Annotated in this window: 18 protein-coding genes; 11 read left to right on the top strand and 7 right to left on the bottom strand. The window is 67.5% G+C overall.

The window, feature by feature from the left end:
* Window positions 1–44: 44 nt before the first annotated feature.
* The 6 genes from LU493_RS09445 to leuC all read right to left on the bottom strand — a co-directional run bounded on the left by LU493_RS09445 (window position 45) and on the right by leuC (window position 6,442).
* Window positions 45–686 carry a phosphoribosylanthranilate isomerase gene (locus tag LU493_RS09445; protein WP_275287538.1) on the bottom strand — a complete coding sequence of 214 codons (642 nt, stop codon included), beginning with the start codon at window positions 684–686 and terminating at the stop codon, window positions 45–47.
* Window positions 679–1,611, bottom strand: coding sequence for a tRNA pseudouridine(38-40) synthase TruA (gene truA, locus LU493_RS09450; protein ID WP_275287539.1), 933 nt, complete (start codon window positions 1,609–1,611; stop codon window positions 679–681). The genes LU493_RS09445 and truA overlap by 8 nt, the downstream gene beginning before the upstream one ends.
* Before the next feature lie 203 nt (window positions 1,612–1,814).
* Window positions 1,815–2,927, bottom strand: a complete 1,113-nt coding sequence (asd, locus tag LU493_RS09455) for an aspartate-semialdehyde dehydrogenase (protein ID WP_275287540.1) — start codon at window positions 2,925–2,927, stop codon at window positions 1,815–1,817.
* A 212-nt stretch (window positions 2,928–3,139) separates the two neighbouring features.
* Window positions 3,140–4,219 carry a 3-isopropylmalate dehydrogenase gene (gene leuB / locus LU493_RS09460; RefSeq protein WP_275287541.1) on the bottom strand — a complete coding sequence of 360 codons (1,080 nt, stop codon included), beginning with the start codon at window positions 4,217–4,219 and terminating at the stop codon, window positions 3,140–3,142.
* A gap of 135 nt (window positions 4,220–4,354) precedes the next feature.
* On the bottom strand, window positions 4,355–4,999 hold the full coding sequence (gene leuD, locus LU493_RS09465) for a 3-isopropylmalate dehydratase small subunit (RefSeq protein WP_275287542.1): 645 nt from the start codon (window positions 4,997–4,999) through the stop codon (window positions 4,355–4,357).
* A 3-nt stretch (window positions 5,000–5,002) separates the two neighbouring features.
* Window positions 5,003–6,442 (bottom strand): 3-isopropylmalate dehydratase large subunit, encoded by a 1,440-nt coding sequence (gene leuC, locus LU493_RS09470; protein ID WP_275287543.1) that lies wholly within the window; start codon window positions 6,440–6,442, stop codon window positions 5,003–5,005.
* A gap of 158 nt (window positions 6,443–6,600) precedes the next feature.
* Here leuC and LU493_RS09475 point away from each other — a divergent pair, with 158 nt between their 5' ends.
* The 10 genes from LU493_RS09475 to LU493_RS09520 all read left to right on the top strand — a co-directional run bounded on the left by LU493_RS09475 (window position 6,601) and on the right by LU493_RS09520 (window position 18,176).
* Window positions 6,601–7,497: a LysR family transcriptional regulator gene (locus LU493_RS09475; RefSeq protein ID WP_275287544.1), complete on the top strand. Its 897-nt coding sequence runs from the start codon at window positions 6,601–6,603 to the stop codon at window positions 7,495–7,497.
* Between the two features lie 192 nt (window positions 7,498–7,689).
* On the top strand, window positions 7,690–8,847 hold the full coding sequence (locus tag LU493_RS09480) for an aromatic ring-hydroxylating oxygenase subunit alpha (RefSeq protein ID WP_275287545.1): 1,158 nt from the start codon (window positions 7,690–7,692) through the stop codon (window positions 8,845–8,847).
* Complete coding sequence (locus LU493_RS09485; RefSeq protein WP_275287546.1) at window positions 8,844–9,611, top strand: SDR family NAD(P)-dependent oxidoreductase; 768 nt, start codon at window positions 8,844–8,846, stop codon at window positions 9,609–9,611. The genes LU493_RS09480 and LU493_RS09485 overlap by 4 nt, the downstream gene beginning before the upstream one ends.
* A 37-nt stretch (window positions 9,612–9,648) precedes the next feature.
* Window positions 9,649–10,590, top strand: coding sequence for an ABC transporter substrate-binding protein (locus LU493_RS09490; RefSeq protein WP_275287547.1), 942 nt, complete (start codon window positions 9,649–9,651; stop codon window positions 10,588–10,590).
* Between the two features lie 277 nt (window positions 10,591–10,867).
* Complete coding sequence (locus tag LU493_RS09495; RefSeq protein ID WP_275287548.1) at window positions 10,868–12,532, top strand: choline dehydrogenase; 1,665 nt, start codon at window positions 10,868–10,870, stop codon at window positions 12,530–12,532.
* A 9-nt stretch (window positions 12,533–12,541) separates the two neighbouring features.
* The gene (locus LU493_RS09500; protein WP_275287549.1) at window positions 12,542–13,492 is read left to right on the top strand and encodes a PDR/VanB family oxidoreductase; all 951 of its coding nucleotides are present in this window, start codon (window positions 12,542–12,544) and stop codon (window positions 13,490–13,492) included.
* A 24-nt stretch (window positions 13,493–13,516) separates the two neighbouring features.
* Window positions 13,517–15,001 carry an aldehyde dehydrogenase family protein gene (locus tag LU493_RS09505; protein ID WP_275287550.1) on the top strand — a complete coding sequence of 495 codons (1,485 nt, stop codon included), beginning with the start codon at window positions 13,517–13,519 and terminating at the stop codon, window positions 14,999–15,001.
* A 13-nt stretch (window positions 15,002–15,014) separates the two neighbouring features.
* Window positions 15,015–15,749 (top strand): class II aldolase/adducin family protein, encoded by a 735-nt coding sequence (locus LU493_RS09510; protein ID WP_275287551.1) that lies wholly within the window; start codon window positions 15,015–15,017, stop codon window positions 15,747–15,749.
* A gap of 9 nt (window positions 15,750–15,758) precedes the next feature.
* Window positions 15,759–16,772 (top strand): GlxA family transcriptional regulator, encoded by a 1,014-nt coding sequence (locus LU493_RS09515; RefSeq protein WP_275287552.1) that lies wholly within the window; start codon window positions 15,759–15,761, stop codon window positions 16,770–16,772.
* Between the two features lie 63 nt (window positions 16,773–16,835).
* A complete protein-coding gene (locus LU493_RS09520) occupies window positions 16,836–18,176 on the top strand; it encodes a hypothetical protein (protein ID WP_275287553.1) in 1,341 nt (446 codons plus the stop codon).
* A gap of 5 nt (window positions 18,177–18,181) precedes the next feature.
* Here the strand turns inward: LU493_RS09520 and LU493_RS09525 are convergent, their stop codons facing one another.
* Window positions 18,182–18,703, bottom strand: a complete 522-nt coding sequence (locus LU493_RS09525) for a zinc ribbon-containing protein (protein ID WP_275287554.1) — start codon at window positions 18,701–18,703, stop codon at window positions 18,182–18,184.
* A gap of 217 nt (window positions 18,704–18,920) precedes the next feature.
* Here LU493_RS09525 and leuS point away from each other — a divergent pair, with 217 nt between their 5' ends.
* Complete coding sequence (leuS, locus tag LU493_RS09530) at window positions 18,921–21,503, top strand: leucine--tRNA ligase (protein WP_275287555.1); 2,583 nt, start codon at window positions 18,921–18,923, stop codon at window positions 21,501–21,503.
* Window position 21,504: the final 1 nt, after the last annotated feature.

The raw sequence follows: 21,504 nt of genomic DNA on the forward strand, positions 1-21,504 counted from the left end.
CACCTCACAGGGTCGCCAGAAGGGGTGGATTGGGAGTTGCGGGATCAAGCATCGGCACGCCGCACCGCCTGGAGAAAATCAGCCATCAGGCCGGCGTCCTTGACTCCCGGGGAAGCTTCAATACCACCGGAAACATCCACCGCGAAGGGCGCCACCATCGCGATGGCCTCGGCCACATTGGCCGGCGTGAGGCCTCCGGCGAGGATAACAGGTTTTGCCAGCCTTGCGGGTATCCGCGACCAGTCGAATGTCTCGCCGGTTCCGCCGGGCACGCCGGGTCGATAGGCATCCAGCAGCAAAGCCCTGGCCCCGGCATAGTCGCCAGCGGCCGCCTTCAGATCCAGGCCGTCGCACATGCGCAGCGCCTTGATCCAGGGCCGACCCGAGGCCGCGCAATGCGCCGGCGATTCATCGCCATGGAACTGCAGCAGATCGAGGTGCTCGGCTGCCCTCTCCACCTCGGCCGGCGCGGGGTCGACGAACAGCCCCACCCGGGTGACGAACGCCGGCACCCGTTCGGCGAGCGCCGCCAGGCGCTCGAGCTCGATGGCTCGCTTGCTGCCGGGCCAGAGCACGAACCCCAGGGCGTCGGCACCCAGCGCCACGGCGGTGTCCACGTCCTCGGCCCGGCTCAGGCCACAGAACTTGACTCGGGTGCGCCCGGTGGGCGTGGCATGATCAAGCATGATCGCCCTCCTCGACCCGGGCTTCGGCCTTGAACCGTCCCCGGCGAAGCTCGGGACGCGGGCTGTCAGGCAGAGGGCGTTCGCCGGTCCACTCGCCCAGGAAGGCCAACAGATTCGGCCCCAGGGGTTCCCGAGGCAGTGCCCAGCCCGGGTCATAAAGCGAATCGACGAAATGCAGGCCACAGGCCGGTGCCGTCACGTCACCCAGAGTACGATCCTTGAGGGCCAGCAAGCGGGCCAGATAGTCGGTTCCCTGCTCACCTCGCCCGACCGTCACCAGGGCACCGGCGATGTTGCGGATCATGTGGTGCAGGAAAGCATTGCCCTGAACATCGATGACCACCAGAGGGCCATGACGATGTACCTCGATGAAATGCAGATGCCGCCAGGGGGACTTCGACTGGCAGCCGGCGGCGCGAAAGCTCGAGAAATCGTGCTCGCCCACCAGTACCTGGGCCGCTTCGTGCATCGTCTCGGCATTCAGCGGATCACGACACCAGGTGACGTTGGCCCGTTCCAGCACGGGACGACTGGGCTGGTTGAGCAGTATATAGCGATAACGTCGCGCCAGCGCCGTGCGTCGGGCATGGAATTCATCGTCCACCTGCGTGACCCAGCGCACGGCGATATCGCGCGGCAGATTGGCATTGGCACCGAACACCCAGGCCTTTTCGGAACGCGATGCGGGTGGGTCGAAATGCACGATCTGTCGGGTCGCGTGGACGCCGGAATCGGTACGGCCACTGGCATGTACCCTGACCGGCGCGCTGGCTACCCGCGCGAGCGCCTTCTCGAGCGACGCCTGCACCGAGGCCGAATGCTTGAGCCACTGCCAGCCACAGTACTGGCTGCCGTCATACTCCACGGCCATGGCCAGGCGGCCGGTCAAGGGATGGTGCTCGTCGAGGCGTTGAAAGAGACTCATGGCGCTGTCGGGTCGGTGGGTGGCGAAGCGCGCCGGCCAAGACCGGCGGCGGCATGGATGATGCCTCGGCATTATCCCTGTCGAACAGGAGGAACGCCACCCGGCCGAGGATCGGGTGGCGCAACGCACCAGGGGCGCCCCTGCCGAGGCGCCCCTGGACACACACGACGGCAGGGCCCGCGCGGGCGCCACCGCCTGGCGCTTTACTGCTCGCGCAGGATCTTCAGCATCCGCTTGAGCGGCTCGGCGGCGCCCCACAGCAGCTGGTCGCCGACGCTGAAGGCGGAGAGATACTCGCCGCCCATGGCCAGCTTGCGCAGACGCCCCACCGGCACGGTCAGGGTGCCGGTCGCAGCGGCCGGCGTCAGGCCGTCGTTGGAGGCATCCTTGTCGTTGGGGATCAGCTTGACCCAATCGTTGTGGGTAGCAATGCGCTCCTCGATCTCGTCGAGCGGCACATCCTGCTTGAGCTTGATGGTGAAGGCCTGGCTATGCGAACGCATGGCGCCGATCCGCACGCAGAGCCCATCGATGGGCACCGGGTTGTCCTGCCGACCGAGAATCTTGTTGGTCTCCACCGAGCCCTTCCACTCTTCGCGGCTCTGGCCGTTGTCGAGCTTGGAGTCGATCCAGGGCAACAGGCTGCCGGCCAGCGGTGCACCGAAGTTGTCGACCGGGAAGTCGCCGCCGCGCATGGCCGCGGTGACCTTGCGGTCGATATCGAGGATGGCACTGCCGGGATCGGCCAGCTCATCGGCCACACTGTCACGCAACGTGCCCATCTGGTTGAGCAGCTCGCGCATGTGCTTGGCACCGGAACCGGAAGCCGCTTGATAGGTCATGGACGTCATCCACTCGACCATATCGGCCTCGAACAGGCCGCCCAGGCCCATCATCATCAGGCTGACGGTGCAGTTGCCGCCGACGAAGGTCCTGGCACCACGCGCCAGCTGATCGTCGATGACCTTGCGGTTGACCGGGTCCAGCACGATGGTGGCGTCATCCGCCATGCGCAGGGTGCTGGCGGCGTCGATCCAGTAGCCCTTCCAGCCGCCACCGCGCAGGTCCTCGTAGACCTTCTGGGTATAGTCGCCCCCCTGGCAGGTGACGATCACATCCAGGGCCTTCAGTGCCTCCAGATCGAAGGCATCCTTCAGCGGAGGCACGTCCACGCCGACGTCGGGGCCGGGCTGGCCGGCCTGAGAGGTGGTGAAGAAGATCGGCTCGATACCGTTGAAGTCTCCCTCTTCCACCATGCGTTGCATGAGCACGGAGCCCACCATGCCACGCCATCCGACGAAACCGACTTTCAACATGTGAAGTCCTCCAGAAAAAGTGAACTCATTAGTATACAGGAAGCAACCCCGAGCGCCGAGGGGCAAGATCTGAGGCGCCAGGCTATCGCAGTCAAGCCTTGCCGCTCGGGCCGATCCGTCGACAGATCCAACGGCGATAGCCCTATCCGAGTCGCAAGGAGCCCCTGAAAGCCTGGCCCCATGGGCCTTATGGTGTTCCCTGGCCCTTGGCTCTATTGAGTCTCGAAGGCCGCCAGCACGGCATCGCCCATCTCGGCGGTGGACACCCTCGGCTCACCTTCGGCGGCGATATCGGCAGTTCTCAGGCCGTCGTCCAGCACCTTGCCGACGGCTGCCTCGATACGCTCGGCCAGCGCCGCCTCACCCAGCGAATAACGCAGCATCATGGCCACCGAGAGAATGGTCGCCAGGGGGTTGGCCAGGCCCTGACCGGCGATATCCGGCGCACTACCGTGGCAGGGCTCGTACATGCCCTGCCCGCTCTCGTTGAGCGACGCCGATGGCAGCATGCCGATGGATCCCGTGAGCATGGCGGCGGCGTCGGAAAGGATGTCGCCGAACATGTTGCCGGTGACCACCACATCGAACTGCTTGGGCGCGCGCACCAGCTGCATGGCGGCATTGTCGACGTACATGTGCGACAGCTCGACGTCCGGATACTCCGGCGCCAGCCGCTCCATGACCTCGCGCCACAGCATGGTCACCTCGAGCACGTTGGCCTTGTCGACGGAGCAGAGTTTCTTGTTGCGCTTCTGCGCCATCTCGAAGGCGACGCGACCGATGCGCTCGATCTCGGCCTCGGAATAGACGTAGGTGTTGTAGCCGACCCGCTGGCCGTCGCGCTCCTCGATACCGCGCGGCTGGCCGAAGTAGATGCCGCCGGTGAGTTCGCGCACGATCATGATGTCCAGCCCGGACACCAGCTCGGGTTTGAGGCTCGAGGCCTCGGCGAGCTGCGGATACAGCAGCGCCGGGCGCAGATTGCCGAACAGGCCGAGCTCCTTGCGCAGGCCGAGCAGCCCCTTCTCGGGACGCTTGCTGATATCGTCCAGCTTGTCCCACTTGGGGCCTCCCACGGCACCCAGCAGCACGGCATCGGCAGCCCGGGCCCTGAGCAGGGTGCTCTCCGGCAACGGCGAACCCTCGAGGTCATAGGCGGCGCCGCCGACCGGTGCCTCGTCGACCTCGATATCGAGACCACGCGCCTGACAGGCAGCCAGCACCCGGCTGGCCTGGGCGGTGATTTCCGGGCCGATGCCGTCACCCGGGAGAACCAGAATCTTGCGTGTCATCCATCAATCCTTATTGAAGTTCAGCTGGAAGCTGGAAGCTGCATATTGCCACCAGAAATAGCGTCAAAGGTTTTTCTTCAAGCTTCCAGGCGCGCAGCGCCGCTCTTCAAGCTTCCAGCTCCCGGCGCAGCCGGGTCAGGCTTCGCGAAACATCCAGGGCCGCTCGGCCCGATGGCGCTGTTCGAAGGCATGAATGGCATCCTCGTCCTTCAGGGTGATGCCGATATCGTCGAGCCCTTCGAGCAGGCAGTGCTTGCGGAAGGCGTCGACCTCGAACTCAAGCAGTTCTCCCGAGGGCGTGATCACACGCTGCGCCTCGAGATCCACGTCGAGCCGATATCCTTCATTCGCCGCCACTTCCTCGAACAGCCGATCGACTTCGGCTTCGGAAAGCCTGATCAGCAGGATGCCGTTCTTGAAGGCGTTGTTGTAGAAGATGTCGGCGAAGCTCGGGGCGATCACCACCCGGAAACCGAAGTCGTCCAGCGCCCAGGGCGCGTGCTCACGGGAGCTGCCGCAGCCGAAGTTCTGGCGTGCCAGCAGGATGCTGGCACCCTGGTAGCGCGGTTGATTGAGCACGAAGTCCGAGTTGATCGGACGCTGCGAACAATCCTGGCCCGGCTGACCTTCGTCGAGGTAGCGCAGCTCATCGAACAGGTTGACGCCAAAGCCGCTGCGCTTGATCGACTTCAGGAACTGCTTGGGAATGATCAGGTCGGTGTCGACATTGGCACGGTCCAGCGGTGCGACCAAGCCCTCGAGTCGTTCGAATTTCTGCATGGCTCAGGCCTCCTGCGCAGCGGCGTCGAAATGGCGGACATCGACGAAATGACCGGCGATGGCGGCGGCGGCGGCCATCGCCGGACTCACCAGATGGGTCCGGCCGCCGTAGCCCTGACGACCCTCGAAGTTGCGGTTCGAGGTCGAGGCGCAATGCTCGCCGGCGCCCAGCTTGTCGGCGTTCATGGCCAGGCACATGGAACAACCGGGCTCGCGCCACTCGAAGCCAGCATCGATAAAGACCCGGTCGAGCCCTTCCTCCTCGGCCTGGCGCTTCACCAGGCCGGAGCCGGGCACCACCATGGCCAGGGCAATCGAATCGGCGACCTTGTGTCCCTTGGCCACCTTGGCGGCTGCACGCAGGTCTTCGATGCGCGAGTTGGTGCAGGAACCGATGAAGACCTTGTCGAGGCGAATGTCGGTGATCTTCTGCTTCGGCGCCAGCCCCATGTATTCCAGCGCCCGCGTGATGCCGGTGCGCGCCGTGTCGTCGTCGGCCTCGGCCGGATCGGGCACTTCACCGCCGATACCGGCGACCATCTCCGGGCTGGTGCCCCAACTGACCTGCGGCTCGATCTCGGCGGCATCCAGGGTCACCACCTTGTCGAACTCGGCACCGTCGTCGGACACCAGGTTCCGCCAATCGGCCACCGCGGCCTCCCACTGCTCGCCCCGGGGGGCATAGTGGCGATCGCGGAGGTAATCGATGGTGGTGTCGTCCACGGCAATCAGCCCGACCCGAGCACCGGCCTCGATGGCCATGTTGCAGACCGTCATGCGGCCTTCCATGGAAAGCCCGCGAATGGCACTGCCGGCGAACTCGATGGCATACCCCGTGCCACCGGCGGTGCCGATGCGGCCGATGATGGCCAGCACCACGTCCTTGGCGGTGACGCCCTCGCCGAGCTCGCCTTCCACCCTGACCTGCATGTTCTTCATCTTCTGGGCCAGCAGGCACTGAGTGGCCAGCACGTGCTCCACCTCGGAGGTACCGATACCATGAGACAGCGCCGCGAAGGCCCCATGGGTAGCGGTATGAGAATCACCGCAGACGACGGTCATGCCGGGCAGGGTCGCCCCCTGCTCGGGTCCCACCACGTGGACGATGCCCTGGCGCGGGTCGTTGATGCGGAATTCCTCGATCCCGAAGGACTCGCAGTTGTCGTCCAGGGTCTGCACCTGGATCAGCGACACCGGATCCTTGATCCCGGCATTGCCCTCGGCACGCTCCAGCAGCGTGGTCGGCACATTGTGATCCGGGGTCGCCAGGTTGGCATCCAGCCGCCAGGGCCGGCGCCCCGCCAGCCGCAGCCCCTCGAAGGCCTGGGGCGAGGTCACCTCGTGCAGCAGGTGCCGGTCGATGTAGATCAGGGCGGTGCCATCGTCGCGCTCCTTCACCAGATGCTGCGACCACAGCTTGTCGTAGAGTGTCTGGCCTGGCATGTCATCCTCCCGGGCGGAGCCCGTCTTGGCGTCACGGTAGGCAATTCGATTGCCCTTTATCGTTGATTCGAGTGTCACGCGGCACGCACATAAAAGCAATTCATGTTATTTATTCAAAGGATTCCAAGAAGGAATGAAAATGCATCGCGAGGTGACCCATGGATACACAGAGCCTGCAGGCCTTCCTTGCCGTGGCCGACAGCGGCAGCTTCTCCAGGGCCGCCGAACAGCTCCACCTGACACAACCGGCGGTCAGCAAGCGCATCGCCGTGCTCGAGGGACAGATCGACGCCAGACTGTTCGACCGTATCGGACGGCGCGTCGCCTTGACCGAGGCTGGCCGCCTGCTGCTGCCCCGAGCGCGTCAGATCCTGGTGATGGTCGACGATAGCCGACGGGCGCTCGGCAACCTCAGTGGCGACGTCGCCGGTCGCCTGACCCTGGCCACCAGCCACCATCTCGGGCTGCACCGGCTGCCACCGCTGCTCGAGCGTTATACCCGTCGCCATCCCGAGGTGCGTCTGGACCTGCATTTCCTGGACTCCGAACAGGCCTACCAGGGTGTCCTCGACGGCGAGCTGGAGATCGCCGCAGCGACCCTGGCACCGCACCCTGATGCCCAGCTGGAAGCGGTACCGGTCTGGGTCGACCGACTCTGTTTCGTCTGCGCCGAGAACCATCCACTGGCCCGGCGCCGGCATCTGGCCCTGCATGAACTGTGCGATCACGATGCCGTACTGCCCGGCCCGCTGACCTTCACCCGCACCCTGATCGAGTCCCGCTTCGCCGCCGCCGGCCTGGACCTCCCCGTGGCGATCTCCACCAACTACCTGGAAACCCTCAAGATGATGGCCGACATCGGCCTGGGATGGAGCCTGCTGCCCGAGAGCATGGTGGCCGACGAATTGCACGAGCTCGACGTCGACCATCCCCCCATCCATCGTCCGCTAGGGTATCTGGTGCATCGCAGCCGCACGCTTTCCAACGCCGCTCGAGCAATGCTCGAGCAGCTCGAGCAGGTACGTGACGACGCAGCGAAACACTGGCCGACCTGACGTCGAAAAACATCAATCTCGTTTCGGCAACAATCGGCGTAAACTCGCTTATTTATGACCAAAAGCGGCACACCAATGCCGCTTTAGATCAACCGGGGATCGAAAAGACGTCGCAAAATCTCATGCCACGGCGCACAACCCCGCCTAGCCTTGGGCATCACATGACCACACCGTGACGCTTGAGGTAATGCCATGAGCCAGTCCCCCCAGGCCTGGGCCGCCCAGCGGCCCGAGCGTGCCCTGACCCTGCCCTCTCGCTACTTCTACGACCCGGCACTGTTCGAGGCCGAGCGCGAACGCATCTTCATGGGCGCCTGGCACTTCGGCTGCCACGTCAATGAGCTCGACCAGGCCGGTGCCTTCGTGGTCCGCGACATCTTCGATCAGAGCGTGATCCTGATGCGCGACCGCGACGGCGAGCTGCATGCCTTTCACAACGTCTGCCAGCACCGCGGCAACCGCCTGCTGAACGAGCCCCGCGGCGTGCGCAAGGGCGTGATCCGCTGCGCCTACCATTCCTGGTGCTACGGCGCCGATGGCCGCCTCAAGGCCGCCCCGCGCAGCGACCGCATCGAGGCCTTCGACGTCAACGACTACCGGATTCCGCCGGTCCGCCTGCAGGTCTTCGCCGGCGGCGTCTACTTCAACTTCGATCCCGACGCCGCGGACATGCACGACCTCTTCCCCGGCGCCGAGGCAGCGATCCGCGACGCCATTCCCCACCTCGACGAGATGCGCTTGATCCAGGAGGACGATGTCATCGTCCCGGCCAACTGGAAGGTGATCATGGACAACTCCATCGAGGGCTATCACTTCCAGCTCTCGGGCCCCTGTCACGTGGACCTGGCGTCGTTGATCGACTTCTCCGGCTACAAGCTGCGCCACCACGACAACTGGTGGACCTACGGCGCCCCGCCCAACCGCGAGGCCACCGAGGCCTACGGCGAGTCCATCGGCCGCCCGGTGGAGGACGGCGACGGCTTCTTCAACATCGGCCTGTGGCCCCACAACACCTTCTACCAGTTCCCGTTCTCCCAGTGCATGGGCACCTTCATGATCATCCCGCTGGACGCCGAGCGCAGCATCCTGCGCTTCGGCTACTACAGCGCCCATGACCCTGACGCCCTGCCCGAGGCGACCCGGGCCAGCATCCGCTGGATGAACGAGGACCTGGGCCCGGAGGACATCGAGCTCAACGTCACCACCCAGAAGGGCCTGCGCTCCCTGGGCTACGATCAGGGCCGCTACATGATCGACGCCGAGCGCAGCAACGAGAGCGAGCACCTGGTGCTGAACTTCCACCGCCTGGTGCATCGGGCCCTGCACGGCGAGGACGGAGCCGGGTCATGAGCCTCCTGGGTGCCTTCACCGGCAAGCGGGTGCTGGTCACCGGCGGCGCTCGCGGGATCGGCGCCGCCACCGTGCGCCGCTTCCTCGACGAGGGCGCGACGGTGGCCGTCGGCGCTCGCCGTGCGGCCTCCGTCGACGCCCTGTGCCGCGAGCTGGGCGACGAGGCCCGGGTGGTCGCCGCCCCGGGACCGCTGGAAGACCGCGCCTCCTGCGCCGCCGTGGTGGACGCCGCGGTGGCCGGCCTCGGCGGACTGGACATCCTGGTCAACGCCGCCGGCGTCTTCGAGGAGGTGCCCTTCGAAGCCGTCACCCAGGCCCACTGGGACACCACCTTCGCCGTCAACACGGGCGGTACCTTCTTCACTCTCCAGGCCGCCCTGTCCCACCTGGAGGCCAGCGGCGGCAACGCCGTGAACCTGGGCTCGGACGCCGGGCTGATCGGCTTCCCGCCGAGCAGCGTCTACTCCGGCGCCAAGGCTGCGGTGGTCAACCTGACCCGGGCGCTGGCCCTGGAGCTCGCCGGGCGCATCCGCGTCAACTGCGTCTGCCCGGGCAACGTCGCCACCGACATGATCGATGCCGCCGCCGAGGCCAGCGGCGATCGCGAGGCCTATCTGGCCGCCGCCCGGGCCCGCGCCCCGATGGGGCGCATGGCAAGCCCCGAGGAGGTCGCCGACGCCATCCTCTACCTGGCCTCGCCCCGAGCCGGCTTCACCCACGGCGCCATCCTCTCGGTGGATGGCGGCGGGGTCTGCGGCTTCTGAATCGCATATCGATAACAATACATTGAGGAGACTCCCCATGATCCAGCATCCCCATGTCCTGCGTACCGGCCTGCTGGCCGCCACCCTGGGCGCCATCGTCATGCCCGGCCTCGCCCAGGCCGACGAGATACGCTTCGCCACACCGCCCTGGCCCGGCGCCACCGTCAAGACCGAGGTGGCCAGCCAGCTGCTGGAGCGCCTGGGCTACGAGACCAGCGTCAAGGAGGCCAGCACCGCCATCATCCTGGAGGGCCTGGTCGGCGGCGACATCGACGTCGACATGGCCCTGTGGCGCCCCTCCCAGGGCGCCATGCTCGACCCGCGCCTGGAAAGCGGCGAGCTGGTCGAGGTGGCACAGAATATCCAGGGCGCACGCTTCAAGCTCGCCGTGCCCGGCCATGTCTGGGACGCCGGCGTACACTCCATGGCCGACCTGGCCGAGCACGCCGAGCGCTTCGACCACAGCTTCTACGGCATCGAACCCGGCAACGTCGGCAACGAGATCATGCAGGACGCCATCGAGGACGACGCCTATGGACTGGGCGACTGGCGGGTGGTGGCCTCCAGCGTCACCGGCATGCTCTCGCAGCTCGAGGCCAACAACGACGGCGAGCGCTGGACGGCCTTCCTCGGGTGGGAGCCGCACTGGATGAACGTCGTCTACGACGTGCACTACCTGGAGGACCCGGAGGGCCTGTGGGGCGATGCCAGCACCGTCTCCACCATCACCAATGCCGACTTCCTCGAGCGAGAACCCAACGTCGCCACCCTCCTCGAGCAGCTGGTCGTGCCCATCGAGGTGCAGAACGCCTGGGTCCACGCCTTCAGCCGCGAGGAGCGCCCCCTGGAAGCAGTGGCCGGCGACTGGCTCGATGCCAACCCCGAGCGGGTCGGTCGGTGGCTCGAGGGCGTGACCAGCGCCGACGGCGCCACGCCCGCCCTGGAGGCCTATATGGAGGCCTACCTGGCCGAACGCTAAAGAAAGGCTGATTTATTGCTGCGCTCGACGACCCACGAGGATGTGGGAAGTGCGTTGGTTCGTCGGGAACGAACCTAGCGCTCCTGGCCGCCGGCGGTACTCACAATCCTCATTGAGCAATCCGTCAACTCCGGTTGCTCCGTTCCGGCGGCGGCCAGCCTCTCATCGCTCGCGACATAAATCAGCGCTTTCCCACACCCCTATTCCCAACTCCCCGCGATGCGGGGCGCCGATGACATGGCCCCTCGCCTGCGCCCGCGTCCCTCATGGAGTCACGATGAACCCTACCCCTGACTACGACTACATTATCGTCGGCGCGGGCTCGGCGGGCTGCGTGCTCGCCGACCGGCTGACCGCCGACGGCCGCTATCGGGTGCTGCTGCTCGAGGCCGGCCCCAGGGATCATTCCTGGACGATCCACATGCCGGCGGCCATGGGTGCGGCCATCGACGGCCCACACTTCAACTGGCACTACTGGTCCGGCCCCGAGCCTCACCTGGATGACCGCTATGTCGCCACCCCTCGGGGCAAGACCCTGGGCGGTTCGTCCTCGATCAACGGCATGGTCTACATCCGCGGCCATGCCCGGGACTACGATGCCTGGGCCGAGGCCGGCTGCCAGGGCTGGGACTACGCTCAGGTGCTGCCCTACTTTCGGCGCGCCGAGGGCCATGCCCTGGGCGGAGATGACTACCACGGCGCCGACGGACCGCTACGCGTCAGCCCGGGCCGGCCCACCGACCCGCTGTCCCGGGCCTTCCTGGAAGCTGGCGAGCAGGCCGGCTACGGCGCCAGCGCCGACGTCAACGGCTACCGCCAGGAAGGCTTCGGCCGCGTCGACCGCACCACCTGGAAGGGCCGGCGCTGGAGCACCGCCCGGGGCTACCTGGCCCGGGCCCGCATGCGCCCCAACCTCACGGTGATCACCGGCGCCCTGGCCGAACAAGTGCTGGTCGAGGACGGCCGCGCCCGGGGTGTGGCCTACCGCCGAGGCGACCGCCGCGTCGAGGAGACCGCTAGACGAGAAGTATTGCTGGCCGGCGGCGCCATCAACAGCCCCCAACTGCTGATGCTCTCCGGGATCGGCCCGCAAGACGAGCTCGAGCACTGGGGTATCCCCGAGGCCCACCGCCTGGAGGGCGTCGGCCGGCGACTCAACGACCACCCGGATACCGTGGTCGCCTACCGCTGCCCCCGGCCCGTCTCCCACGCCCCCTGGACCCGGGCGCCACGCAAGTGGTGGCTGGGCATGCGCTGGTTCACCGATCGCGGCGGGCTGGCCGGCACCAATCTGTTCGACGCCGGCGCCTTCATCCGCTCCCGGGCCGGGGTCGAGCATCCCGACCTGCAGTTGACCTTCATGTCGCTGGCCATCGAGCCCGGCAGCGTCAACGTCCTCAAGGAGCACGCCTTCCAGGTGCACATCGACCTGATGCGCCCCACCAGCCTGGGCCGGGTACGCCTGGCGGACACCGATCCGGCGAAGGCCCCGTCGATCGTCTTCAACTACCTGGCCACCGAGCGCGACCGGGCCGACATGCGCGCTGCGGTGCGCTTGGTCCGCGAACTGATCGATCAGCCGGCCTTCGACGGCCTGCGCGGCGAGGAGATCACCCCGGGGCCGGACTGCCAGAGCGACGAGGCCCTGGACGCCTGGGCCCGGGTCACCACCGAGACCGGCTACCACGCCGCCGGCACCTGCAAGATGGGCCCGGCGAGCGACCCGGAGGCGGTGGTCGACCCCGAGCTGCGCGTCCACGGGCTCGAGGGCCTGCGCGTGGTGGACGCCTCCATCATGCCGACCATCGTCAGCGGCAACACCAACGCCCCGACCGTGATGATCGCCGAGAAGGCCAGCGACCTGATCCTCGGCCGCCCCGCGCCAGCACCCAGCGAGGCGCCGGTGTGGATCCACCCCGACTGGCAGCACCAGCAACGCTGAGGAGGTCCCATGTCCGATCGCCTGTCACTGATCCTGACCCATCACCGCCGCCTGGCACCGTCCGTCGTCGAGCTGACTCTCGAGGCCGCCGACGGCGGGCCCTTGCCCCCGGCCCCGGCCGGGGCCCACCTGGAGCTCGAGCTGCCCGGCGGACTCACTCGCCACTATTCGCTGCTGGATGACGGGGCCGGCGGCCGCTATCGCCTGGGCGTGCTGCGCGAGTCCGACTCCCGGGGCGGCTCGGCCTTCCTGGTCGACCAGGCCCGGGAAGGGCTCGCGCTCGCCGTCTCGACGCCCCGGGACCGCTTCCCGCTGGACGATACCGGCCGCCGCCAGGTGTTGATCGGCGGTGGCATCGGCATCACCCCACTGGTGGCCATGGCCCGTCGACTGTGCGCCCGGGGCATCACGCCGGAGGTGCACTACCTGGTGAGCCGGGAGGAGGACGCCGCCTTCGCCGGGGAGCTCGCCACCCTGCTGCCCGAGGGCGCGCTGCGCCTGCACGTCTCCCGCCGGGCCGGCCGCGCCCAGGTGGCCGAGCTGGTCGGCGAGGTGGACGCCGACACCCGGATCCACGCCTGCGGCCCGGAGGGCCTCCTCGCCGCCCTGGAGGCCGAGGCCGACACCTGGCCCGCGGGCTGCCTGCGCCTGGAGCGCTTCCGCGGCGCGGCGCCGGATGCCACGCCCCGGGACGGCCAGTGCGAGATCGTGCTGGCACGCAGCGACCGGACCCTCACCCTGGCCCCCGACGAATCGCTGCTCGACGGCCTCGCCCGCGCCGGCGTCGCCCCGCCCACCCTGTGCGGGGAAGGCGCCTGCGGCACCTGCGCCTGCGGCGTGATCGAGGGCGCCGTGGACCACCGGGACGTCCTCCAGGACGACGCCGAGAAGGCCGCCAACGACACCCTCTACGCCTGCGTCTCCCGCCCCGCGGGAGCTCGCCTGGTGCTCGATCTCTGATACCCACGCCCTCGAGGAGACCCCATGCCCCTGACTCATGACGACTGGAAGCACCGCGCCGCCACTCTTGATACCGACGGCCGCGCCTGGATCGCCGGCCGGCGCTGCCCCGCCGTGGACGGTGCCACCCTGGACTCGATCAATCCCATGACCGGTGCCCCGGTCGCCGACATCGCCGCCGGCAAGGCGACCGACGTGGATCGCGCCGTGGCCGCCGCCCGGGCAGCCTTCGTGGCCGGCGACTGGGCTCGGGCCGAGCCCGGCGAACGGCGTCGGGTGATGCTGGCCATCGCCGGAGAGATCCGCGCCCACGCCGAGGAGCTGGCCCTGCTCGACAGCCTGGAGAGCGGCAAGTGCATCACCGAGGCCCTGGAGGACGCCGAGGAGGCCGCGGTGCTCTTCGACTGGTACGGCGAGGTCCAGGACAAGGCCTACGACCGGGTCGCGCCCTCCCCGGCCGGCATCCAGGCCACCATCACCCACGAACCGCTGGGCGTGGTGGGCGCCGTGGTCCCCTGGAACTACCCGCTGCACAACAGTGCGGTCAAGCTGGCCCCGGCGCTGGCCGCGGGCAACAGCCTGGTGCTCAAGCCCGCCGAGGAATCCTCGCTGTCCGCCCTGCGCCTGGCCGAGCTGTGCCAGGCCGCGAGCCTGCCCGACGGCGTGCTCAACGTGGTGCCGGGCCACGGCCACCTGGCCGGCGAGGCCCTGGGTCGCCACGACGACGTGGACGCCCTGGGCTTCACCGGCTCCACCGAGATCGGCAAGCGCTTCATGGTCTATGCCGGCGAATCCAACATGAAGCCGGTGTGGCTGGAATGCGGCGGCAAGAGCCCGCTGCTGATCTTCGACGACTGCCCCGACCTGGAAGCGGCGGTGGACGCCGCGGTGGCGGGCATCTTCACCCACGCCGGCCAGGTCTGCTCGGCCCACTCGCGGCTGCTGCTCCAGGACGGCATCCACGACGCTTTCCTCGCGGCCCTGGACGCACGTCTGGCCAACCTGGTACCCGGCGATCCCCTCGACCCGGCCACCCGGCTCGGTCCGCTGGTCAGCCGCGCCCAGTTCGACAAGGTCTGCGAGTACCTGACCATCGGCCGTCGGGAGGCCACACTGCGCCACGGCGGCAAGCCCCTCGAGGCGGCCGGCGGCGAGCTCTTCGTGGCCCCCACGGTGTTCACCGGGGTCACCCCCGAGCACCGGCTGTTCCGCGAGGAGATCTTCGGCCCGGTGCTGGCGGTGAGCCGCTTCGCCGACGAGGCCCAGGGCGAGGCGCTGGCCAACGATAGCCGCTACGGCCTGGCTGCCTCGCTGTGGACCGCCGACCTGGGCCGCGCCCACCGACTTTGCGATGCACTGAAGGCGGGCACGGTCACGGTCAACGGCGTCGATGCGGTAAGCCCCCAGACGCCCTTCGGCGGCATGAAGGAGTCCGGCATCGGCCGCGACTACGAACTGGCCGGCATGCGCAAGTACATGGCACTCAAGACCCGCTGGATCCACTACTGAGCGAGGACCCACCATGAGCGAGATTCCCGAGGTCCCGGGCACGCCCCGGGAGCAGCTGGCCTGCGCTTTCCGCTGGCTGGCCCGACTGGACCTGCACGAGGCGACCGCCAATCATTGCAGCCTGGCCACCGCCGAGGGCGGCGAGCGCTTCTTGATCAACCCGGCGGGCCGGCACTTCGCCGAGCTGCGCGCCAGCGACCTGCTCGAGGTCGAGGCCAGGGGCGACGAGCGTCCCATCGGCCTGGATCCGACTGCCTGGGCCATCCATGGCGCCATGCATCGCCAGGGCCGCGAGGTAGGCTGCATCCTGCACACCCATTCGCTGTATGCCACCGCCCTGGCCTGCCTGGAGCGTCCCGAGCTGCCGCCGGTGGAGCAGAACGCCATGCGCTTCTTCGAGCGCGTGGCGGTCGACCGCGGCTTCGACGGCATGGGCCTGGGCGACGAGGCCGAGCGCCTGGGCCGACTGGCCGGCGAGACACCTATCCTGCTGCTGGGCAACCACGGCGTGCTCGCCACCGGCGCCGATGTCGCCGAGGCGTTCGATAACCTCTATTATTTCGAGCGCGCCTGCCGCTCGTACCTGGTGGCCCGGGCCAGCGGCCTACCGCTGGCGCCGGTGGCCCCCGAGGTGGCCCGCAAGACCGCGGCCCAGTGGGACGACCATATCCTGGCGGGCGCTCCCCAGGCCCACTTCGCGGCGCTGATGCGCCTGCTCGACAAGGAGGGCGACGACTACCGGAGCTGAGACCACGACATGCCCGACACGCTTGCCACCGCCACCCCGTCGTACCGGCTCGGCATCCTGCTGCAGCCGCAGTTCTCCTTCGCCGGCCTGGGGGCGCTGCTGGATCCGCTGTTTATCGTCAACTGGCTGGCTCAGGAGCCACGCTTCACCTGGCGGCTGCTGGGCGGAGAGCCGATGGTGTCGGCCTCCAATGGCGTGCCGCTGGGCGTTGAGGTGGACTGGCCGGCCCCCACCGAGCTGGATGGCGTGCTGGTACTGGCCAGCTTCGAGACCAAGGCACTCACCGGCGACCGCCCGCTGACCATGTGGCTGCGCCACTGCGCCGCCGCCGGCGTCACCCTGGGCGGCATCGAGATGGGCAGCGAGGTCCTGGCCGCGGCGGGCCTGCTCGACGAGCGGCGGGCGGCGGTGCACTGGGACAACCTCGAGGGCTTCCGCGAGCTCTACCCCCGGGTGGACGCCGGGGGTGAGCTCTACACCCTGGATGGGGATCGCCTGACCTGCGCTGGCGGCACGGCGGTGCTCGACATGGTGCTGGCCTGGCTGGCGACCCGGGTGGAAGCGCCATTGATGGAGGAACTGCGCAACCACCTGCTGGAACGCCGCCAGCGCCCGGGTGACGCCATCCAGCTGGCCGCCGCCCCGGAGCACCGCCCTCAGACATCCGCCCAGATGCGCCGCGTGATCCGACTGATGCGCCGGGCCATCGAGACACCGCTGACCAGCGCCGAGCTGGCCGGCGAGGTGGGGCTCTCGATCCGCCAGCTCGAGCGACGCTTCAAGGCCGAGCTCGGGGTCACGCCGAAGCGCTACTACCTCTGGCTGCGCATCAACCGCGCCCATCGCCTGTTGCAGCAGACCGGTCTCGGCGTGGCCGAAGTGGCGGCCAGCGCCGGCTTCGGTTCCCTGGAACACTTCTCTCGGGCCTATCGCCGTTTCTTCGGCTGTGCGCCGAGCCAGGACCGTCTGCAGTCCCGCGATGCCCCGGTGCTGCCCCTGCGCTATCTGCCGCGCCGGGAATGAAGGCGCCTTGAGGCCGGCGGGTATCTTGCTTAGGATGCTATGAATTTCCCTAGAACGTCCCGCATGCAGCCGACACGAGACCATGGACCCGACGAGGCCACACGACGCCGACGTGCCCTGGCCGGCCTGACGATACTAGCCGGCCTGGTCATCCAGATCACCCAGTTCAGCGGTGCCTCACCGTTCAGCCCGCACCTGGTCGGTTATGCCCTCTGGCTGGGCACCGCCCTGCTGTGGCGTGACATCCCCTCCCGCAATCGGCGTCAAGCGGGCTGGCTGGCCGCCATCGGACTCGGCCTGCTGTTATTGGCTCGCTTCGGTTTCGGCGCGACGATCGATTGGTGGGCAATACTCGACGGCAACACCTATGTGGTAGCCATGCTGGTGGGCGTGAGCTTCATCGGTCTGCTCGGCAACCTCCGCGGCCAATCACGACCACCGGGGGGCCACGCCGTGACCGGTCGGCGCGGACTTGCCGGTACCTGGCTCGGCGTTCACCTGCTCGGGACGATTCTCAATCTCTCGACGGTCTTCATGGTTGGCGACCGGCTGGAGCGACGCGCACCGCTCACCACGCCGCAACTGCTGGGGCTCAATCGCGGGCTATCCAGCGCGGCGCTCTGGTCGCCGTTTTTCGCGTCCATGGGGGTGGTGATGACCCTGGCACCGGAGATGGATTACGCCACCATCGTCGCCCATGGCCTGCCACTGGCACTGTGCTCGGGATTGCTGACCCTGCTGGAACTGCCGCGCCGTTTCGATCTTACCGATACCGCCGGCTTTTCGATGTCGCCGCGCAGCCTGCTGATGCCGGTGATCATGGCCGGGCTGGTGATGCTCTTCCACTACGGACTGACCCCCGGACTATCCATCGTCAGCATCATTACTTTCCTGATGCCGGCCGTGGCTCTGGTCACCAACCTTTCCCGCGGGCCACGCTGGACCCTGGGGCGGGTGCGCCAGCATACCGTGACCCGACTGCCGGCCATGCGCGGCGAGATATCGCTGTTCCTGTGCGCTGGCCTGCTGACGCTGGGGTTGTCGACCCTGGTCGACGCCGCCACCGGCGGCGACTGGACGCTGTTCACGCACTTCGGCGTTCCCCAGGCGACGCTGAGTTTCCTGGCCATCGTCGCCAGTGCCGTGGCCGGCCTGCACCCGATCATTGGTGTCTCGGTCCTGGCCTCGGTTCTCGACCTGGCCGCCGAGGATCAGACGCTGTTCGCCTTCGTCGCCCTGAGTGCCTGGGCGGTGGGAACCAGCGTCGGTCCGCTGTCGGGCATCAACCTCTCGCTGCAGGGCCGCTACGGTGTTGCCGGCACCCACATGATGCGCCACAACCTGGGCTATGCACTGGTCATGGCCCTCCTGGTCGTGGGCACCCTCTGGCTGCTCGCCGACTGAGCGGATCAGGCCACTGGAGCCCGCACGAAATACCGATGCCCGCATTGGTGGCAAGGCTCGATGCGCGCCACGCCGGCAAGTTCGACGACAGCATCGCAGTGCACGCAGGCCATGCGACCGGGCACGGCCATTTCACCGGCGGTGTAATCGGCCCGTGAGGCTTCCAGGTCGTCTGCCAGTCGTTCACGCTCGATGAGACTGCGGTCGGCGATGGAAAACAATGACTCGGTCACCTTGCGCGACAACACCGACAGATCGATGCCCAGCCAGCTGGCCACGCCTTCGCCTCCGGCGCCCAGGTAGCGACGCATTTCCTTGAGGTCGCGTTCGACCCAGGCGCGCAACAACGACAGCTCGTCACGAGTGAACTCCTCCACCTCGGCCTCGAATTCGATGGCTTCGTCGAGCTCATGCTGCAGCGCGTCGCGGTTCAACTCACCGGCACCTTCCTTGAGGCGGTCCAGCATGCGCTCATAGGCCGCCTTCAGGCGATGATCCCGGGATTTCGGGTCCTGTTGCTCGCTCATCTGCTTCTCCTCGTCTGGCGCCCGACATTGGGCCGGCCCGTAGCCGAAACCCGTCGTGCTGGGGTATCCTTGCGAGCCTACGCTTCTTCCATTTAGACGGCACGCCGTCGGCGAATCAAGCTCCTTTCGCCTCCTCGAGGCGATACCTTGCGCCGACCCGCTGACATGTACAGCGCCGCCCGCGTTGCCCTCACCAGCAAGGTATCCGAATACAGCGATGGACGCACAATACAAGCCCTTTGATATCGAACGCGAGGCCCAGCGGTTCTGGGACGATAACCAGTGCTTCAAGGCGATCGAGGATGCCGATCGCGAGAAGTTCTACTGCCTGTCGATGTTTCCCTATCCCAGCGGCAAGCTACACATGGGGCATGTGCGCAACTACACCATCGGCGATGTGGTCTCCCGCTACCAGCGCATGCAGGGCAAGAACGTGATGCAGCCGATGGGCTGGGACGCCTTCGGCATGCCGGCGGAAAACGCGGCCATCCAGAACCAGGTGCCTCCGGCCCGCTGGACCCACCAGAACATCGATACCATGCGCGCCCAGCTCAAGTCGCTGGGCTTTGCCTACGACTGGAGTCGCGAGTTCGCCACCTGCGACAGCGACTACTATCGCTGGGAGCAGTGGTTCTTCACCAAGCTGGTGGAGAAGGGGCTGGTCTACAAGAAGATGTCCACGGTCAACTGGGATCCGGTCGACCAGACCGTACTGGCCAACGAGCAGGTCATCGAGGGGCGTGGCTGGCGCAGCGGCGCTTTGGTGGAACGCAAGGAAATCCCCCTGTGGTTCCTCAAGATCACCGACTACGCCGAGGAACTGCTGGCCGACCTCGACAGGATCGACTGGCCCGAGCAGGTCAAGACCATGCAGCGCAACTGGATCGGCAAGTCGCGTGGCGTGGAGCTGACCTTCGATACCCGTGCCGCCGACGGCTCGCCACTGGAGCCGCTCTCGGTCTACACCACGCGCCCCGACACGCTGATGGGTGTGACCTACCTGGCCGTGGCCGCCGACCATCCCCTGGCCAGGTCGGCGGCCGAGGGCAACCCGGCGCTGGGCGAGTTCCTGGAGGAATGTGCACGCGGCGGCACTTCGGAAGCCGAGCTGGCCACCAGGGAAAAGAAAGGCATGCCCACCGGGCATTCGGCGCGTCACCCTCTCACCGGTCGCGACGTGCCGGTCTATGTCGCCAACTTCGTGCTGATGGAATTCGGCACCGGGGCAGTGATGGCGGTCCCGGCCCACGACCAGCGTGACTGGGAGTTCGCCACCAGGTACGGCGTGCCCATCGAGCCTGTGATCGCCGATGCCGATGGCGAGACACCGGATCTTTCCGCCGGCGCTCACACCGAATACGGCACCCTGATCAACTCCGGGGAATTCGATGGCCTCGACTTCGAGACAGCCTTCGATGCCATTGCCGCCCGGCTCGCCGAGCTGGGTCGCGGGGAGGTCAAGACCAACTACCGGCTGCGTGACTGGGGCGTGGCGCGTCAGCGCTACTGGGGTGCGCCGATCCCTGTCAAGTATGGCCCCGAGGGCCAGACCGTGCCGCTCACCGACGACGAACTCCCGGTGGAGCTGCCCCTCGAGGTGACCGTCGATGCCTCCGGCTCACCGCTGAAGAAGATGCCCGACTTCAGCGACCTGGGCAACGGCTGGACACGCGAGACCGACACCTTCGATACCTTCATGGAATCGTCCTGGTATTTTGCGCGCTTCTGCTGTGCCGACAACCCGACGGCCATGCTCGACGAACGCGCCAACTACTGGCTGCCGGTGGACCTTTACATCGGCGGCATCGAGCACGCCATCCTCCACCTGCTCTATGCGCGCTTCTTCACCAAGCTGATGCGCGACTTCGGCCTGGTGGAAACCGACGAGCCCTTCCAGCGCCTGCTGACCCAGGGCATGGTGATCGCCGAGACCTACTACCGCCCCACCGCCAACGGCGGCAAGGAGTGGTTCAATCCCGCCGATGTTGAAGTCAGTCGCGACGACAAGGGGCGTCCGATCAGCGCCACTCTGGTCGCGGACGGCCAGCCGGTGGAAATGGGCGGCATCGAGAAAATGTCCAAGTCGAAGAACAACGGCGTCGACCCCCAGGCGATGATCGACCGCTTCGGCGCCGACACCGTGCGGCTGTTCATGATGTTCGCCGCACCGCCCGAGCAGTCACTGGAATGGTCGGACTCCGGCGTCGAGGGTGCCCACCGGTTCCTCAAGCGCCTGTGGCGTCTGGTCACCGAGCATCTGGGCGCCGGCACCCCCGCCGCACTGGATGTCGAAGCGCTCGATGACAGCCAGCGCGAGCTGCGCCGCAAGACGCACGAGACCATCCAGAAGGCCAGCGACGACATCGGCCGGCGAACCACCTTCAATACCGCCATCGCCGCCGTCATGGAGCTTGCCAACTCGCTCGGCAAGTTCAACGATACCACGCCGCAGGGGCTGGCCGTGGCCCGGGAGGCGATGGAAGCCTGCGTGCTGCTGCTGGCCCCCATCACCCCGCATGTCTGCCATGCCCTCTGGGCCGAGCTCGGCCACGACGAGCCGGCCATCGATGCCCGCTGGCCGGCACTGGACGAGTCGGCGCTTGCCCGGGATACCATCGAGCTGGTGGCCCAGGTCAACGGCAAGCTGCGCGCTCGCCTCGAAGTGCCCGCCGATGCCGACAAGGCCGCCATCGAGGCCCAGGCCATGGCCACCGAGAACGTCAAGCGACACATCGAGGACAAGACGATCCGCAAGGTGATCGTGGTGCCCGGCAAACTGGTCAACATCGTCGTCGGCTGAT

It is taken from the genome of Halomonas elongata, assembly GCF_029081005.1.
Lineage (GTDB): Bacteria > Pseudomonadota > Gammaproteobacteria > Pseudomonadales > Halomonadaceae > Halomonas > Halomonas elongata_B.

Coding starts and splice junctions, on each gene's coding strand:
- LU493_RS09475 (WP_275287544.1), top strand. CDS start 6,601: ATGGATACACAGAGCCTGCAGGCCTTCCTTGCCGTGGCCGACAGCGGC.
- LU493_RS09515 (WP_275287552.1), top strand. CDS start 15,759: ATGCCCGACACGCTTGCCACCGCCACCCCGTCGTACCGGCTCGGCATC.
- LU493_RS09520 (WP_275287553.1), top strand. CDS start 16,836: ATGCAGCCGACACGAGACCATGGACCCGACGAGGCCACACGACGCCGA.
- LU493_RS09490 (WP_275287547.1), top strand. CDS start 9,649: ATGATCCAGCATCCCCATGTCCTGCGTACCGGCCTGCTGGCCGCCACC.
- leuS (WP_275287555.1), top strand. CDS start 18,921: ATGGACGCACAATACAAGCCCTTTGATATCGAACGCGAGGCCCAGCGG.
- LU493_RS09480 (WP_275287545.1), top strand. CDS start 7,690: ATGAGCCAGTCCCCCCAGGCCTGGGCCGCCCAGCGGCCCGAGCGTGCC.
- LU493_RS09500 (WP_275287549.1), top strand. CDS start 12,542: ATGTCCGATCGCCTGTCACTGATCCTGACCCATCACCGCCGCCTGGCA.
- LU493_RS09495 (WP_275287548.1), top strand. CDS start 10,868: ATGAACCCTACCCCTGACTACGACTACATTATCGTCGGCGCGGGCTCG.
- LU493_RS09445 (WP_275287538.1), bottom strand. CDS start 686: ATGCTTGATCATGCCACGCCCACCGGGCGCACCCGAGTCAAGTTCTGT.
- LU493_RS09510 (WP_275287551.1), top strand. CDS start 15,015: ATGAGCGAGATTCCCGAGGTCCCGGGCACGCCCCGGGAGCAGCTGGCC.
- LU493_RS09485 (WP_275287546.1), top strand. CDS start 8,844: ATGAGCCTCCTGGGTGCCTTCACCGGCAAGCGGGTGCTGGTCACCGGC.
- LU493_RS09525 (WP_275287554.1), bottom strand. CDS start 18,703: ATGAGCGAGCAACAGGACCCGAAATCCCGGGATCATCGCCTGAAGGCG.
- LU493_RS09505 (WP_275287550.1), top strand. CDS start 13,517: ATGCCCCTGACTCATGACGACTGGAAGCACCGCGCCGCCACTCTTGAT.
- asd (WP_275287540.1), bottom strand. CDS start 2,927: ATGTTGAAAGTCGGTTTCGTCGGATGGCGTGGCATGGTGGGCTCCGTG.
- leuB (WP_275287541.1), bottom strand. CDS start 4,219: ATGACACGCAAGATTCTGGTTCTCCCGGGTGACGGCATCGGCCCGGAA.
- leuC (WP_275287543.1), bottom strand. CDS start 6,442: ATGCCAGGCCAGACACTCTACGACAAGCTGTGGTCGCAGCATCTGGTG.
- truA (WP_275287539.1), bottom strand. CDS start 1,611: ATGAGTCTCTTTCAACGCCTCGACGAGCACCATCCCTTGACCGGCCGC.
- leuD (WP_275287542.1), bottom strand. CDS start 4,999: ATGCAGAAATTCGAACGACTCGAGGGCTTGGTCGCACCGCTGGACCGT.